The 15,838-nt window shown below is 42.6% G+C and carries 19 protein-coding genes; 4 read left to right on the top strand and 15 right to left on the bottom strand.

Going from position 1 to position 15,838, the window contains the following annotated elements:
* Positions 1-6 precede the first annotated feature (6 nt).
* Complete coding sequence (locus tag WC788_01040; protein MFA6096194.1) at positions 7-1,488, bottom strand: hypothetical protein; 1,482 nt, start codon at positions 1,486-1,488, stop codon at positions 7-9.
* 138 nt (positions 1,489-1,626) lie between these two features.
* On the opposite strand from WC788_01040, the gene WC788_01045 reads away from it, so the two are divergent.
* Positions 1,627-1,932, top strand: coding sequence for a hypothetical protein (locus tag WC788_01045; protein MFA6096195.1), 306 nt, complete (start codon positions 1,627-1,629; stop codon positions 1,930-1,932).
* Positions 1,933-2,077: 145 nt separating this feature from the next.
* On the opposite strand, the gene WC788_01050 is transcribed toward WC788_01045, so the two are convergent.
* Complete coding sequence (locus WC788_01050) at positions 2,078-2,452, bottom strand: hypothetical protein (GenBank protein ID MFA6096196.1); 375 nt, start codon at positions 2,450-2,452, stop codon at positions 2,078-2,080.
* 94 nt (positions 2,453-2,546) lie between these two features.
* Positions 2,547-3,113, bottom strand: a complete 567-nt coding sequence (locus WC788_01055) for a hypothetical protein (GenBank protein MFA6096197.1) — start codon at positions 3,111-3,113, stop codon at positions 2,547-2,549.
* A 218-nt stretch (positions 3,114-3,331) separates the two neighbouring features.
* Between WC788_01055 and WC788_01060 the strand changes: the two genes are divergently transcribed.
* Positions 3,332-6,316 carry a S8 family serine peptidase gene (locus WC788_01060; protein MFA6096198.1) on the top strand — a complete coding sequence of 995 codons (2,985 nt, stop codon included), beginning with the start codon at positions 3,332-3,334 and terminating at the stop codon, positions 6,314-6,316.
* Positions 6,317-6,366: 50 nt separating this feature from the next.
* Here WC788_01060 and WC788_01065 read toward each other — a convergent pair whose 3' ends face one another.
* A complete protein-coding gene (locus WC788_01065) occupies positions 6,367-6,630 on the bottom strand; it encodes a hypothetical protein (protein MFA6096199.1) in 264 nt (87 codons plus the stop codon).
* 591 nt (positions 6,631-7,221) lie between these two features.
* On the opposite strand from WC788_01065, the gene WC788_01070 reads away from it, so the two are divergent.
* Positions 7,222-7,497, top strand: a complete 276-nt coding sequence (locus WC788_01070) for a hypothetical protein (GenBank protein MFA6096200.1) — start codon at positions 7,222-7,224, stop codon at positions 7,495-7,497.
* A 50-nt stretch (positions 7,498-7,547) separates the two neighbouring features.
* Here the strand turns inward: WC788_01070 and WC788_01075 are convergent, their stop codons facing one another.
* From WC788_01075 to WC788_01085, 3 genes are all read right to left on the bottom strand, one after another.
* On the bottom strand, positions 7,548-7,850 hold the full coding sequence (locus WC788_01075) for a hypothetical protein (GenBank protein ID MFA6096201.1): 303 nt from the start codon (positions 7,848-7,850) through the stop codon (positions 7,548-7,550).
* A 215-nt stretch (positions 7,851-8,065) separates the two neighbouring features.
* Complete coding sequence (locus tag WC788_01080) at positions 8,066-8,302, bottom strand: hypothetical protein (GenBank protein MFA6096202.1); 237 nt, start codon at positions 8,300-8,302, stop codon at positions 8,066-8,068.
* Between the two features lie 162 nt (positions 8,303-8,464).
* Positions 8,465-8,854 carry a phosphoheptose isomerase gene (locus tag WC788_01085; protein ID MFA6096203.1) on the bottom strand — a complete coding sequence of 130 codons (390 nt, stop codon included), beginning with the start codon at positions 8,852-8,854 and terminating at the stop codon, positions 8,465-8,467.
* 597 nt (positions 8,855-9,451) lie between these two features.
* Between WC788_01085 and WC788_01090 the strand changes: the two genes are divergently transcribed.
* On the top strand, positions 9,452-10,468 hold the full coding sequence (locus WC788_01090; protein ID MFA6096204.1) for a radical SAM protein: 1,017 nt from the start codon (positions 9,452-9,454) through the stop codon (positions 10,466-10,468).
* Positions 10,469-10,503: 35 nt separating this feature from the next.
* Here the strand turns inward: WC788_01090 and WC788_01095 are convergent, their stop codons facing one another.
* The 8 genes from WC788_01095 to WC788_01130 all read right to left on the bottom strand — a co-directional run bounded on the left by WC788_01095 (position 10,504) and on the right by WC788_01130 (position 15,831).
* The gene (locus WC788_01095; GenBank protein MFA6096205.1) at positions 10,504-11,088 is read right to left on the bottom strand and encodes an alpha/beta fold hydrolase; all 585 of its coding nucleotides are present in this window, start codon (positions 11,086-11,088) and stop codon (positions 10,504-10,506) included.
* Positions 11,089-11,200: 112 nt separating this feature from the next.
* The gene (locus WC788_01100; GenBank protein MFA6096206.1) at positions 11,201-11,524 is read right to left on the bottom strand and encodes a hypothetical protein; all 324 of its coding nucleotides are present in this window, start codon (positions 11,522-11,524) and stop codon (positions 11,201-11,203) included.
* 77 nt (positions 11,525-11,601) lie between these two features.
* Positions 11,602-12,129 carry an inosine/xanthosine triphosphatase gene (yjjX, locus tag WC788_01105; GenBank protein MFA6096207.1) on the bottom strand — a complete coding sequence of 176 codons (528 nt, stop codon included), beginning with the start codon at positions 12,127-12,129 and terminating at the stop codon, positions 11,602-11,604.
* A 68-nt stretch (positions 12,130-12,197) separates the two neighbouring features.
* Entirely contained in the window at positions 12,198-12,680 is a 483-nt protein-coding gene (locus WC788_01110) for a GNAT family N-acetyltransferase (protein ID MFA6096208.1), read from the bottom strand.
* A gap of 82 nt (positions 12,681-12,762) precedes the next feature.
* The gene (locus tag WC788_01115; GenBank protein MFA6096209.1) at positions 12,763-13,668 is read right to left on the bottom strand and encodes a cytochrome b5 domain-containing protein; all 906 of its coding nucleotides are present in this window, start codon (positions 13,666-13,668) and stop codon (positions 12,763-12,765) included.
* A gap of 228 nt (positions 13,669-13,896) precedes the next feature.
* Positions 13,897-14,634: a M24 family metallopeptidase gene (locus WC788_01120; protein ID MFA6096210.1), complete on the bottom strand. Its 738-nt coding sequence runs from the start codon at positions 14,632-14,634 to the stop codon at positions 13,897-13,899.
* Positions 14,635-14,687: 53 nt separating this feature from the next.
* Entirely contained in the window at positions 14,688-15,017 is a 330-nt protein-coding gene (locus WC788_01125) for a DUF2878 family protein (GenBank protein MFA6096211.1), read from the bottom strand.
* A 43-nt stretch (positions 15,018-15,060) separates the two neighbouring features.
* On the bottom strand, positions 15,061-15,831 hold the full coding sequence (locus tag WC788_01130; GenBank protein ID MFA6096212.1) for a hypothetical protein: 771 nt from the start codon (positions 15,829-15,831) through the stop codon (positions 15,061-15,063).
* Positions 15,832-15,838 lie beyond the last annotated feature (7 nt).

The following is a 15,838-nucleotide window of genomic DNA, read 5'->3' on the forward strand; positions in this document are numbered from 1 at the left end:
AAAAACTCACATATTATCGAATATTTTTGACATGTCTTCGGCATTCTCCGGTCTTTGAATATCGACTGGAACATTGAATTCTCCGAAAATAATATCGGCTTTCAGCCCGAAATCCATCTCCGCTTTTATGTTGGCCATCTCTTCATCAACAAGCACGGATATGTCCTTCGGCGCGCCTTTCGGCTCACTGCTTGCCTCCGAACAATCCCATTCATTAAAGCCAAGCGGAGCATATCCTTCCCTTCCCGCGGAATCAATACACCAAATATCATCCGTGGATCCAAGAGCTGTCCAAATGACATATGAATTGCTGTCTGAATTGTAATTGACCGAATCCGAATAGGAACTTCCCCATGAAGAGCTTTTCTTGAAACTTTCATAACTCCCATTCTTCTGATAATAAGCATCCATATCCCTCTTCATGCGCTGTGCGTAGCTTTTAACTGAGGAATCTTTCGACTGCAATCTCGCCTTTACCTGCTCCTCGGCAACGGTCTTCTTGATGATCCCTCCCACAAAGTCCTTATCGTAAACGCCATTCAGGCTCATTTTTCGGACAAGAAAATCTTTTTTGCCGATCCAGATATCGATATCGATCTTTTCAAGGACGCTGCCTATCAGTTCGAAATATTTGTTTGTAAACTCATCGAATTCCTTGGATGACTGCGAAGTTATCTCTTTCAGATCGCTTCCGCGCGCCTCGGCGTCCCGCATATCCAATAACGCCTTATAATACCCCAGAACCGCTTGTGCATCGATCTTTGCCTTATAATGCTGAGAATCGGTTCCTTCGATATTTTCAACTCCCAGATCTTCGGAAAATTTTATTATTTTGAATTCGCTAAGCGTCTTTTTTACTTCTTCGCTGGAATATTTGTCGAATGAAAAATCTCCTTCGCTCTTCTTCCTCATCTCTTCAAGATTCATTTCGTACCACTTCCCCTTATATTGTTTTGCCTGTGATCCCAGCATCAACCCCATCATGCCCAGATCAAAATTATTCAATTTGAAATAGGCAAAATCCTTGCCGAAAAGCATTACATCAAAATTGGCGCTATAATCATCGCTCCCCCCTTCAGAAGACATCTCGATATCCAATCCGACATTTGCCGACGATCTCTCGTTTCCAATTTCCGATTGATCGACGTTTTCTTTGAAATTCGCTTTATAAGCCACCCGATAATCCGGCATAATGGTCAAGAAACCCGTACCGGCAGCTTCAGTCGATCTTATCCCCATATCCAGGTTCATATTTCCATTTATGGAATATGTTTTCTGGCTCAGAGTATTTTGGACCGAATAATCGATTACTTCCTGCGGACCGTTGAAATCTTTTTCAATAAGAATATCTTCACGGTTTTTCCCGATCCTGCCGGAATATAAAATAACTGCCAATATGGCAGCAATTGACAATAACCCGACCGCGATCATGATAATGGCGAACATGTTGACGTTCCCTTTTTGATTTTTACAGGCAATTTTTAGCATTTTTGTTTTTTATTTTTGTTTTAATGATTTAATTATAGCATATTTTTTTGAATAAATCAAGTAGTTTGTGGTTGACAGATCAGCATATTTCCCGTATAATTCCATGTCGACAGCAATTGCTGTTGCCTGGAGGAAAAAATGCACGTGATAAATATCGAAAAACGCCTGCCGGATTGCAGGCTATGTGAAAAAATAGAAAAAGAGAAAATGCGCGTTGCTCAGAGAATAGCGCTGTTCTTCAACGCAGATGCGCTCAGCAGACGGAACGGACATGGATTTTCGCACGACGGTGTGATGGGCATTATTAAAGAGATCCGGAAGGATGATGCCGGGAATGTCTATTCCGTGAAACTTGAGAATAGCACTCTGTCGGAGTTCATCCTTTCAAGAATTGACGCGATCATCCTTGTGTGCGACGAATGCGAAAAAAAATATATCGCTTAAGAAAAAAAGTGGAAATGAGGATATCTTATAAATAAGATCGGGTTCCTCTTTTTTTATTTCCCGGATCTAAACCAACAACTGTACGAACCATCAGGCTTTTTGGCGCCACAATAAAAAAGATCGCTCATAAAGCGATCCGTTTGATCTAATGATTCACAGGAATTATCGCGTACTCCTTGCCTTCCGATTTCAGTTTTCTCGCCTTTTCAAGAAGGTCCGTGATCTTTTTCCTCAATTGAGCCGTCTCCCTGTAATTGCCAAGGTGAACCTCCATTTTCGCGACATCCTTTTTGATATCTTCGGTATTCACGCCAAGCAGCTCATACATATATTCCTTATGCCTGAAATCAGAAACAAATTTTTCAGCCGTCACGGCTGATGCAATGTGCTCCGGCTTCAATTTCTCATCTATTTTCAAAAGGAACAGCTCCAGCTCTTCAATAAGATCATCTACATATATCGTTTCTTTCTTCAGAACATTTCTGTCAATTTCCGATTCCTCCTGTAAAGTTTTTAGCACAGATATCGGAAAAAGTCAATGATTCCGGTTTTCATTCCTGAATACAATTAAAAGATCCGCCGGCTTATGCCCTGCGGATGTGTTCATGAAACATTCAGTTTTTTTTATCCTTATTTATGGCCCTGACGATATCGCCAAGAACCTCATCTGTATTTTCCGGTTCGAATCTGCAATATACGATCAAGGCGTCCATTTTTCCGATAGCATTTATGTCCTTCTCGGATATTTTCATGCGCTTTTCGATCTCATCAACGCCGTTCACTCCTCTTTCAACAAGCCTCTTTTTGAGCCATGAAACATCATCGGGAAGCAGCGCTATGACCATCACTTCTCCATAAAGTTCCATCACCTGCCTGCATCCGTTCAGCGTAAGATCCATCACGACTCCGTTGTTGTTTTCATCCAGAAGCAAATTCCGGAATTCATCCAACATGATTCCATAATAGTTTCCGGAATATTCATCCCATTCCAAAAGTTTTCTGTTTCTGATCATGCCCTGAAATTCTTCCGAACTGACATATATGTGATTGTCATCGTCAGGCCTGGCCTTCCTTGTTGTAATGGTTTTGGGCCTTGCGAAATCCAGTTCTTTCACAAGCAGCTTCGCATAGAAGCTCTTCCCCACTCCGGAAGGGCCTATTAAACAAACTGTTTTTTTCATCCGATCACCTCCGAAATTTAAATATCTCCTTTAAATATTAACCGGTAATTATTATTTAAAGTACCCAACATTGTATCATATTTTAGCTAAATGTCAATGACAGCAGCGTATCTGCAGAAAAGCGGGTTGACAAGTCAGAAGTTTCAGTATAATCTATCATAGCGTTACCCTAACTGTTAGGGTAATGTTTTTTGACAACAAAATACAGAGGTGAAAAGTTGAAAGACAGAAATCTAGTCAAGACACTGGCAGTTGCCATCGTTATGATGCTTGTGGCATCAATGGCCCTTGCAGTAGTGTCTGCACAGACAATAGAGAAAGACAAGAAGGAAAAAGACAAATTTGCTCCAGGAGAGATCCTGATCAAATTCAAAGGGGATGAAAAATATAAAAAAATAAAGGTGTCGCCCGGTTCCGAACTTAAAGAACTTGAGAGATACAGCAAGGATAAGAATGTCGAATTCTTAAGCTTGAATTATATTGTTCATATAAGTTCCGTACCAAACGATCCTGAGTTCCAAAAGCTTTGGGGAATGGATAATGTAGGCCAAACGGGCGGTACTCCGGATGCCGATATAGATGCACCGGAAGCCTGGAACGTTCAGACGGGAAATAACACAACCGTTATAGTAGTTATCGATACCGGAACCGACTATACTCATCTCGATCTTATAAACAACATATGGATCAATCTCGATGAGATCCCGGGAAATGGGATCGATGACGATGGAAACGGATACATTGACGACATTCATGGAATAGATACGGCTAATGACGATTCCGACCCTATGGATGACCATGGGCACGGCACTCACGTCGCCGGTACGATCGGAGCCGTTGCAAATAATGGCATAGGTGTTGCCGGCGTAAACCACAATGTAAAGATCATGGCAGTGAAATTCCTCGGTGCTGACGGCTCGGGATATTTGAGCGATGCGATCGATGCGATCAATTATGCCAGAGAGAATGGCGCGGATGTGATGAGCAACAGCTGGGGCGGAGGAGGATATTCCTCGCTTCTGGAAAATGCCATAACTTCTTCAATTGAAAAAGGCGTAGTGTTCATAGCGGCAGCGGGAAATTCCGCAAGCGACAACGATGCCTATCCGGCATATCCTGCGAATTACCCCGGGGTAATATCAGTTGCAGCAACGGATCATAACGATCAGCTTGCATATTTCTCCAGCTATGGAAAAAACACGGTTCACCTCGGAGCTCCGGGAGTTGATATCTATTCCACGGTTCCGAATGGAACTTGCGCTCTTTGCAGCCCAACAGGCTACAACACGCTTAGCGGAACATCGATGGCAACACCGCATGTTTCAGGAGTCGTTGGATTGATCATCTCGCAATTCAATGAGATCAGGCGCAACGTTCCGGCAATAGAAGCCCGGCTTCTTGGCGGAACGGATCGAATCCCGTCTCTATCCGGAAAAACAGTGACCGGAGGAAGACTGAATGCGTTCAATGCTCTGGAAACCGACATAATTCCTCCTGCAGCAATTTCCGATCTGAATGTGAGCGGCACGTCTACGATGTCCGCAACACTAACCTGGACAGCTCCGGGAGATGACGGCATGGAAGGAAGAGCAAGCGCATATATCATAAGATATGCTCCGGCAGTGAATTTCCAATGGGACACAGCGACGCAACTGAACAGCGTCATTATTCCCAAAGAGGCAGGTTTGACCGAAATTTTGGAAATTACCGATTTGAATTCCGACACCGAATATTCATTTGCCATAGAAGCTGTCGATAATGTCGGCAATCCGGCGGACATCTCGAATGTTGCCAATGGGATCACAAAGATTCCCGTTATTGTTATGAACCATAACTTCGAAAATGGGCTTAATGGATGGTGGCATTCCGGAAACTATGATAATTGGCAATTAGGTTCTTCAACTATCATATCGGCTCACTCGGGAGTAAATGTCTGGGGAACCAATTTGAACGGCAACTATCAATATGACAATATGAAGGAGTCATTGACATCCCCCGCTTTCAGTCTGAAGAATCTGAAATCTGCGATTCTGCGATTCTGGCACTACTATTCGACCGAACCGCATTATGACGGAGGAATAGTGGAAATCTCATTTGACGGAGGAACTTCATGGTCCGAGATCGCGCCCATCAATGGATATCCCGAAGACGCCTTGTCCTCAGGCAACCCGCTCGGAGCAGTTCCGGCATATAGCGGAAGATCGGCTCCCGGCTGGACTGAGGAAACGTTCGATCTTTCAAACTATATCGGAAACGATAACGTGATGATCAGATTCACTTTCGGCACTGATTACTCCATCTTCTATTATGAAGGATGGTACATCGATGACGTCAGCGTCCTGGGCGAAGCGGCGGAAATGCCTCCGGACGGCCCTCCGACAGCGATCGAGCAGAATGTAGCGACAGATGAAGACAATTCCATCAATATAACCTTAGCGGGTCATGATCCGCTTGGAAATCCCATAGAGTTCTTCATGGAAGCTCAGCCTCAAAATGGCTTAATAAGATTGGATCCGGATTTTATCCATAATGGAAAATTGACGTATATGCCGCGGCTGAACTTTAACGGCATAGATCCATTCCTTTTCAGGATAAACAACGGGCTGATCGACAGTGCGCCCGCAACTGTTGAAGTGACCGTAAACGCGGTGAACGACGCTCCGACAGCAAATTCGCAAGATGCGATAACCAATGAAAATACGGCGCTGAAAATAACCGGTACGGCAAACGACGTGGACAGCAGCAACCTGAAATATAGGATCGTTTCGTATCCGACAAACGGAACTCTGAATCTCGATCCGAATTTTGCTTCGAATGGCAATACCACCTACAATCCCAATCCGGGATTTACCGGTTTGGACCATTTTGAATTCGCAGCGAACGATAGCATGCTGGAAAGCGCTCCGGCAACGGTGAATATAACCGTCGTTCCGGTTCCCAAGAAGTGCTGGGACAAAAGCTATGCGTATCTTGTGAACAATCCGAACCAAGCAAAGAAATTCGCAAAATGCGCATATGGAAGCTATGCCTATTCGAGGACCGTAACATTGACCAAAAAAGCAAGTGCATACAAATATGCCGATCCTGGAAACAACCAGAACTGGACCATTATAAGAGTCGGACTTTCCCAAAAGCCGATAACTCAGATAATGTCTCCGAGCGGAAAATGGTATCCCACAAATGCGGATTACTATCTGCCATAGATCAGCAACAAGTCCCCCAACAGGGACTTTTTTTTATTAAAAAAACAGCATTATTTTGCTGTATGTGCCGTTAGCATCATTAATATAATTACAATAAATGAGATTGCTACTACCACGAATCCAGCTTGTGCATACTCCGCTGATCCCGTAATTCCTCCCTTTTTCAATACCGGAAGCAAGATCATCATGCCAAGCGTTATGACTATCGGAACGGCAAGCACGGCTTCGGGAAATACTGCTTTTGCGACAAGTAATCCTGCAATTGTCACTAGAGACGCTATCTTTGTAGCCCTGCTGAGTTCTATATGTTTCATTTGATCCCTCCTGATTAGCTTTAATATATAGCATAAAGACAATATGTCAAGCATAATCAATTGCTAATTATTCTGTGACGAAAACAAGAAACAGTTTTATAAAATATCATTTGATACCCACCTGCCTTTTCAATATCAAATCATCTTTTCCATCTTTTCCATCTTATTCTTTTCCATCTTATGCCCGTTGACAAATCGGGCAAAATGATTATAATAGCAATAATCAACAATAGGAGGGATAACAATAAAGAAAACGGAATGTATTTTTAAAAGATTCAGGCATTATATCCTATACCAGAACAAAAAACTAGGAGAAGTGATATTTTTTATATCATTTCTGGCCACACTACTTACAATCTTTAGCCTGATGAGCGGCGAAGTGGAAAAATCCGCATTATCAATAATCGCACATTATATTGCTTTCGGAATTGCATTTTCGGCAACGCTTTTCTCTTCGGGTATGGGAAATTGCTAAAAACCTATTATTAATAGGCTTTTTTATTATTATCGATACGCACGATCTTCCGAAAAGTACCACCCCCATAATCGATATGAAGTTGACATCATTCATAATCACATTTATATTCATACATGAATAGGAGGGCTATGTATTATCCTCATAGCATAAAGACTATACGGACAAAAATATATCCTGCTCAAAAAGGAATGCGGGAACCCGGACAACAGAAAACGATCGGTCATATCCTATGGATGCTTGGCGAGATCGAGAACATGAAGTGCGACCAATCCGCAAAAGCGGGACGATGGATCGGATGGATCCTGGCAAATATGGAATTCATGAACATCATATCAAATGAAGAATCCCGCGACATGATCAGGATCGATGTCACAAACAATAACGACTGAATGACTATTTCAGTCTTTTTTCAAATAAAAAAGGAAACATTTGTTTCCGGTTAGAAAAATATCGTTTGCGATGGCCTTCCTCCATATACATGTCGTATTGGAAGCCTCGGATCGTCAGGCATAGTCATCGCGATCCCCGATCCTTCTTTTTCCACAAATTCTTTCAGTATCCTGCAAGCTTTTTCGGGATTCCCGGCGGAAACCGCATCATATATTTTTTCTATAGTTTTTTTATATTCCTCTTTCCGCTTTATTTTATCTGCCTCCTCCTGCTCTTTCATGATCTTTTCGCGCTCGATATTCATCTTCGCGATCACTTCATCCAAAGATGACTCTCTCTTTTCTTTCTCCATTTATCTTCCTCCATTGGACAATTTTAATTAATTATACCGGCAAAGTCAAATAAAAAAAAAGCAAGATGCGTTGATCCTGCTATTTACGCTCCGCTATAGAAGCTTCTTCTCGCTTCCCCTACCGGAGAATCGTCTTTCTGATCCCATTCAAAACCTTTTTCAACAGCTTTTTCTTTTTCCTGTTCTTGTTTTCCGTTCTTCATCACTCATTCCTCCTAGTACGCTATTCCCATGCTTTCCAGCTCATTCTTCGCCAAAATCAATTTTTTGGCAAGTTCTTTTCTATCCCTTTCGATCTCTTTCAGTTTTTCTTCTATCGCGTCTTTTTCTATTATCTTTTTATTTGTGCGAAGTATTCCGAGGATCTCCGGAAGCCTTTCTTTCCCGAAAAGATCCTCTATATCCCGTACATTCAAAGATAATAATTTTCCAAGACTGATGCAATTTGCCATTATTTATCCCTCCTGTTTTAAAGCAGCCCATCTTTTCCCGATGGACCGCTTTTATGTGTTTAAAATGTTTTTTAAATACACAAAAACCGTCCATCCGGAACGGATGAGCTCAAACATGATGATAGGTTTTTGCGATCTAATGTCATTTTATTATTTATGGGATCAAGTTATTTCAAAATTCAGTTTGCCGGTAAATTTGGTCGCCTTGATATCTCTGTCGTCTATATAGTGATAGTTCCCTCCCCTGGGCTTTCCGAAGATGACTTTATGGAATTTGAACCCATGCGCCTTGAGCCATTTTTCGGTTACCCGCCTGTGCTCTTCGGTCCTGGAAGTGAAAAACGTAACTATATGACCCTCATTGAACCATTCATTGATCTTCTCTTTCGATCCCTCGATTTCCCCCGCCGACGGCATCCTTTCGGGCTGTTCATTCGGAATATCTTCGCAGACGACTCCGTCAATGTCTATTATAATATTACTAAAACCGTCTTTAAGCCGCGGACTTTTGTTTTTGTCGGGACTTACAAGCACATCCGTACGATCCTGCATCTTCATTATTATATGTTATTTTTAAAAAACAGCTCACCTTCTTTGTGAACCGCTTTTGCGTATCTTTTGATGTATGTCCTAGACACGCAAAAACCGTCCAACTGATGATGAACTGGATGACGAAGACAATATTAGTTTTCTTTCAATAGGGCTCATGGCTGAATGTTATTATGCATCGCATTAATATTCTACACTTTCTATTGATCATGTCAAGTGATTTTTTGGAATTAACACACAGCGCTTATATTACAAAAGACACCGCAATAAAGCGGTGTCTATCAATTTTCAAATTGGGTGCTACATGACGCTTGCAGAATATGCCACCACGCCATATAATGTCCCCGAAAGGACCATTATGGTTACGCTTAGCGCCATGTCCAGCATGGAATCAATGAATCTTTCCATATTATTTGCTTAATTAATTAAGCATACAATAGATTGTATGCTCACCCGTGCAATAAGTATAGCACACTTTCATACATAAATCAATAGCCCATTAAGCTGATTCTAAGCTGATTCTTGCAGCAGTTGACATTATGATGTTTTTGTGCTATAATCAAACATCAAACAAAAATACTTTTAGGAGGTAAGAATTAAATGACTGCAGTAGAAACCATTCAGGCTGTATTGGAGGGTGGCGGAAACCTCCTCTACAATTATGCATGTTTCCGAATATTGCGAACCCCTTTGGTCTACAATATCGAGATAACCGGCGATTGTCCGCTGGATTGCGAACATTGCTATTTCCACAGGGAATGGAACTGTGGAAAAAATAGAGACCTCGAGGACGAATATTGGATGAAAGTCGTCAACGAGAATAGCGACAAACCTTTTGTTTTCACAGGAGGAGAGCCGGCGCTTCGCATGTCGCTCGTAAAAAAAGCTTTTGGAGTTCTTGGAAGAAGGTTGATATTGATCAGCAACGGAACCATAAAATTCCCGCTGGCGATTGAAACCAGGGTCTTCATAAGCCTTGATGCAGCCACAGAAGAGCTGCATGACAGTATAAGAAGAAAACCCGGCACATTTAAAAAGATCCTCAAAAACATCAGAGGAGATAAGCGAGTGATACTGGCTCCGACGATCTCAATGACGAATTACAAAGAGATCGAGAAGCTGGTCCAACTGGCCCGCGAACTGGGAGTTTATGGCATAACTTTCAGCCTTTATACTCCTGAGAAGAAAAAACATCCCGCCGATCCGGATGATCAGCTGACACTTCAAGGCAAAGAACTTCTTGAAACAGCGGGAATGCTGAGAAAAGTTCTTCGGGAGAACCCTGATATTGTCTTTTTGACAGAAGGGATGATCGACCTGTTCGTCACAAAGGAGCATGTTCCGAACTGCAGCCTGAAAGCCAGTCCGGAAAAACCCGGATGGGTCAGATCGCGGAATCCCGCGGATATGGATAAATATCCTTGCGTTATCGGAGGAAATGTAGACTGCGAGAAATGCGGCTGCAACATTCCGATAAACATGGCTGATCTGAAAGACCAGGCATGGAGGATGCTGACCTTCAGAAAGAACGATGCCAAAAACATCGTAAGAGTGGCAAAAATGTTCACTCTCCAGAAGGAATATATCTCTCCATCAGACGAAACAGATCCTGCTTAACAGCGGGATCCTTTTTATTTATGAAATATCGGCATCTAATTTTTTATTTCTTCCCTTATTGACTTAGCGAGAAACCCAAACTCGACATAACCTGAATCCCTGTTAATATGACCCGCATTCCGGAGAACTGCCGGCTCAACGTTCAGATCTCTTGCGAGGTCTATCCCCTTTTGGACCGGAACATATGGATCATTGTCTGAATTGATGACATAGAAATGCATGCAGTTGCGCTTTATTTTGTTCCAATCAAAAGCCTTCACCGTAAAAGTTCTATTCAGTACGTCAAAGTCGGGATTATCGAGAAGTCCCGTAAAGCCCGCAACAAAATATGCGGCTCTGACCGGATGATCGATCCTTTCTAGCACTGAAAGCAGGAACGCGGTTCCAAGGCTATGCCCGACAATAATGGCATCCTTGTTCAGATATCGTTCATATTCGTTGAAAATTTCCAGCCACTTTTCAAGAGACTGGCCCAGGGGCGTCGGAAATCTCGGGACAAAAACCTGGCACCCATATCCTTCAAGTTCCGACTTGAGCCATGGAAACCAATTACCTTCGGGGCTTCCCCCTGTACCGTGAACTATGACAACATTCGCCATCGATAAAAGATTAATTTGCATTATATGATAATTCTATAATCAAGGGACCGAACGGTCAAACTTTGTGCGGAACTCCGAAATTCAACGCGCACAAAAACATGTCCCGGGCATCCGAATAAGAAAAAAAGCGCTTTTATTCTTGCGCTTCGATCATCTTTGGAAAATATTTTTTCAATATAGCATACACAATAATGGCTATTAGCGATAACAGGTAGAAGCTCCTTGAGAGCTGGGATCCCTTTATCGCGAACAGGATCACCGACAATATCGCAAGCAGCAGGCACAGGTCTTTCAGAACCGCCGACATCTTTCTTTTTAAATCGTCTTCGGCAGGCAACATCATTATAAAAACGATGATTATGATAAAATAAACCGTCTCTAATATTGCCGCGACCTGCTGCATGTCTACCGTATTCGGGATGCTATATGCCAAATCCATTAATTGCGAAAGGTCCATATGTCAAACCTCCTTAAGACCAAGATCGATTATAGTCCCCTGTCGGATATTGTCAATCACGGAGATTTTCTCCGGATCTAATACAGATCAGCGTTTTTGAAAGGTATGAGCGCAAGAACCACCGCTTCCGAATAATATTTCGTCCTGTCTATCGCATTTCCGGTCAATATGCCTACAGCTCCGTTCTGCTGTTTGGAATTATTCCTTTTGAAAACAATGTCATCCGCCTCCCCCAATTCTCTTCCTTCTTTGATAAGTTTCACAACTTCTTTCGGCAGAAAAAAAGTTCCCGTCCTGGATTTTCCATATTTTTTTGACGACCTTATAACCACCCACGCGAAAGCTTCCATCTCTTTGCCGACCGGTTCGATCCCGCCCTCAATGCCGACATAGAGATCCGCAGACCTATCCTCGGCGAATGCATTATCAACTCTGTTTGTTGCGCCCCTCAGAGTTTCCTCATTATCAAACGGCTGATCCTTGACCCCGGAAGGAACCGAGACTCCGACAAACTCGAACTTCTCGCCGATAAACATTTTTTCAAATCCCTGCCTTACCGCTTCGATCTTAACCGGATTTTTCGAAGCAATGACAACTTTTTTCATGATCTTTTTATTATAATGATTAAATGCGCCCGGAAAGCCAAGTTACATGCGATCCATTGAAAATATTATTAAATTCTCATTGAGAAAACCAATGAGTCTTTCTTCGCCCAGTTATTTTTAATATATCCGCACTTCTTAAAGCCTTTTTTGAGATGAAATCCTATCGAGGCTTCATTGTCGATATCGCAATCGCTCATGATCTCCCTTATCCCCTGTTTTTTCGCGATCTTTTTCATGTTTTCAAATAACCGCGAGGCCAGACCCGTCCTCCGGCATTTCTTCTTTACGAATATATCTTGAAGATGGATCTTGTTCCAGAGTCGTCCCCAGACGCAATATGCGACCACCCGGCCGCCGGAAACCGCGATAAGGGATCTTTTCTCCTTAATGCATTCTTTTATGTGCATTTCGCCTGATGTCATGTTCCTGCTCCACCATTCGGGCCATGACTCCATGCTTAATTTGACGCAGGTTTCAGCGTCTCTTTCTTCGGCTATTTTGATCCTATATGGCGTTAAACTGTTTTTCATGGTTCCGAGCTTATTGATCATATTATAGCAAAAAACCGCCTGGTTAAAAAGCGGTTTTTCGTGTGAGTAAACTTGCTATTTCTAAGCTTTCCAATAATTTCATCTACATGACATAGCGGCCCCCTGCCCGTTCTCCGCTTCTTGACGCCCTTGGCTGATCTCTTTCTTCATCGCCATATTCATCTTCCTGATCATCTTGCTCATCCTCTTTTTCTTCTTCCATATATTCGCTGTCATCTTCATCGTCATTGTCTTCATTGTTTCCGAATATTTCTTCACAGCGTTTTTTCAACAGGTCCGTATCAGATACTGCCTGCGGACCGGGAGAAACGGCAGGGACCGGCAATGGCTGGTTCTCCTTGACTGTGACCGAGGCAGTCGATCTGGTCTGTTCGCTTGAAGCTGTGATCAATACAGATCCCGGGCTTTGCGCATGGAATGATCCGCCGTCATCGATATTCCCGACGCTGGCATCAGAGCTGGAATATGTAATCACAACTCCCGCCATCGGCTTATTGTTCTGATCATAGGCTGTGGCCCTGAACAACTCAGTATCTCCTGCTTTCATTTCGACTATCGCCGGCGAAATAATGATCTTTGTTAGGACCGGGGATATTTCGGGAGGCGGGGGCGGTTGTGGGGCCGGACTTGGAGGAGGAGGCGGAACGACTCCGATATCCCCTATATAATATGCACTCAGGGCGGCAAGATCGCTCCCCGGGTGGGGCTTACCCGAAAAAGCCGCCGTAGCGTCTTTTCCGCAATATGGGGTGATAGCGGAAGCCCCACCTGAATGCCGGCTCAGAAAATTAGTGACATTATAAACTTTATTGTTAATGGCGAGCCAGCAGTCGCCGGGAGCGTTATGCTTTGCCATATTTGCAGGATCTATAGTTTGCGCATTTATCCGCCTGGCACTTCCAATATCCAGCATCGGATATACCAGAAGGAGGGATCCTAAAGTTAAAATGCCTAAAGCCATCCTTCTTAGTCTTGTTTTTTTTTCCATAATATTCATGTTAGTGATAAACTTCGCGCGATCTTATAAAATTTTATCGATCGTTTACCTGCCCACCAAAGCAAAGACGCATCGTTTAAAAAATAATTACAAAAAAGATCCATGTAATGAAACATGAATCCGGACAAATAAAAAGGTATTTATAGGAACTGAGAATGTCAGATGATAATTCCGGCAATACAGTTATTCTCGATCAATCCGCAGATGATCCACAGGGCCTTATAACAAAACAATTTCTTTTTGCGGATCCGTAGTTAGAACAATTTCGTTATTATCCGAAATAAAAAAGTCTATTTCGCTTCTTATACCGAATTTATCCTTAAGATAGATCCCCGGCTCAATAGTATATGCCAGATTTTTTACCAGCCTTCGCTTATTTCTTTTATAGATCCAATTCGGCTTGGGACCATGATCCTCCCGTGTTCCGATCGAATGTCCGAGTTCATGCAAGATGTTCTTTTCATATCCCCCCTCTTTGATTATCCCGAAACCAACCGATTCTATGTCGTTTCCGGTGGGAATTTCATTGTTTTTCAACCGATCAACAATATAGCCCAGGGAACTGTCCCTGGAGTCTATCACAATATCGAATACCTTTTTAATTTCCGTGGGGACTTTTTTACCGCTAAAGGCGACCCAGGTTATATCCGCAAAAGGAGCACCCTCCGTCCCCATCCTTGCCCAAAGATCAATGAGAACAAGGGTGTTGTCTTTCAGTTTTTCAGAAATTTTTTTGGGATAATATAATGGAATTGCGGAATTTTTATTAAATGCCACTATGGGCGGATATTTATCGGTTTCCAGACCGTACTCATTATATTTCCCGATTATGAATTGCTGCGTCTCATGCTCGGAAATGGATCTATCTCTTCTGAGAAGATCAAACGTCAGATCTTTTATTTTGATAAGCGATCTCGCCGCTTTTTTATGATATTCTATTTGTTGTTTTGTCCACATAGAATTGATCTATTGAAGCTGCATAAATGAATTATAGGACTGCCCGACTGATATTATTTCGAAAAATTCTTATAGACCCTGACGATGAACACTGAGGCGATGCCCCAAAGAAGCGGAAGCCATATGGGTATATTGAAAACATCCGGGTTCTCATAGGTCCACGCCCCAAGGCTTATCGCAATATATTCGGCGATCGAGCCGAAGATCGAACAGAGAAGAAAAGTTTTCACCTCTTCTTTTGATCTTTCGATCGAGAGCATCAGCACTGCCATAACAAGCAAAACCGCAAATACCATTAAACTGCTCCTCCACATCACTGCGACGCTCGTCAGAGAGATCACCGCAAAAATATTCGTAAGCCTGTATCTGTTTTTTCCGGACATATTATTGATATTTATTTGTTATTATTCATTAATATTTCAGCATCTATCGTTCGCGCAAACCATTAGACTTTCGCATAGATTTTTCCGGCCTATTCACATCATATGCTGAATACGCCCAGAATAAAAGCGTTGGAATGAATGCAAGGGGTGTTATAAAAAATAAATAGAAATCAATTGCCCAAACAAGAGATCCCATAAAAAGAAAAATTGCTCCGCGCCTGCGCTTTCCGACAGCAAAATGACCGGTGCCCGGTATGCCCATAGACATTGCAAGCGGAATTATTTTTTCCAGACCGTTTTTTTCATCCAGAAGCGATTTATAGATATAATAACCGGAAACCAGCACGACTCCGGCCCACATCATTAAAATGGATATTAGGAATGAAACAAGCAATATGGGCGGCCATCCGGTCTGTGACAAAACGTAAGCAAAAATAAAATAATCATACTTCGGGGTCGTCGGATAAAATATAGTCCATCCTGCATAAAGACAGAGCGCAATGAACCAATTGGCTATCCTTAGTCTTTTCGCAATTACCGAATTTTTATATGCCCACAAAAAACTTAGTGCCACTATGACGGGCTGGGCAAAGATCCAAATTTGTCCGCGAAAATCAATATTGAAAAGTATCCAGGGGATGTCCCCCCACACATGTCCGTCATTCGTGAGGAGCTCGCTTATTCCCGTCTCGATCGCCCATCCGGAAAGATCGGCCTGATCGATCTCGGCTCCGCCGAACACCGGATAAAAGATAAAAAAAAGTACGATGATCCTCGCAAAATCCCAATAAAAAAGTTTCTTTTTGTTTTCCATAAATAAT

The sequence above is a fragment of the Candidatus Paceibacterota bacterium genome, from assembly GCA_041661265.1.
Taxonomy (GTDB): domain Bacteria; phylum Patescibacteriota; class Minisyncoccia; order JAHIHE01; family JAGLIN01; genus JBAZUT01.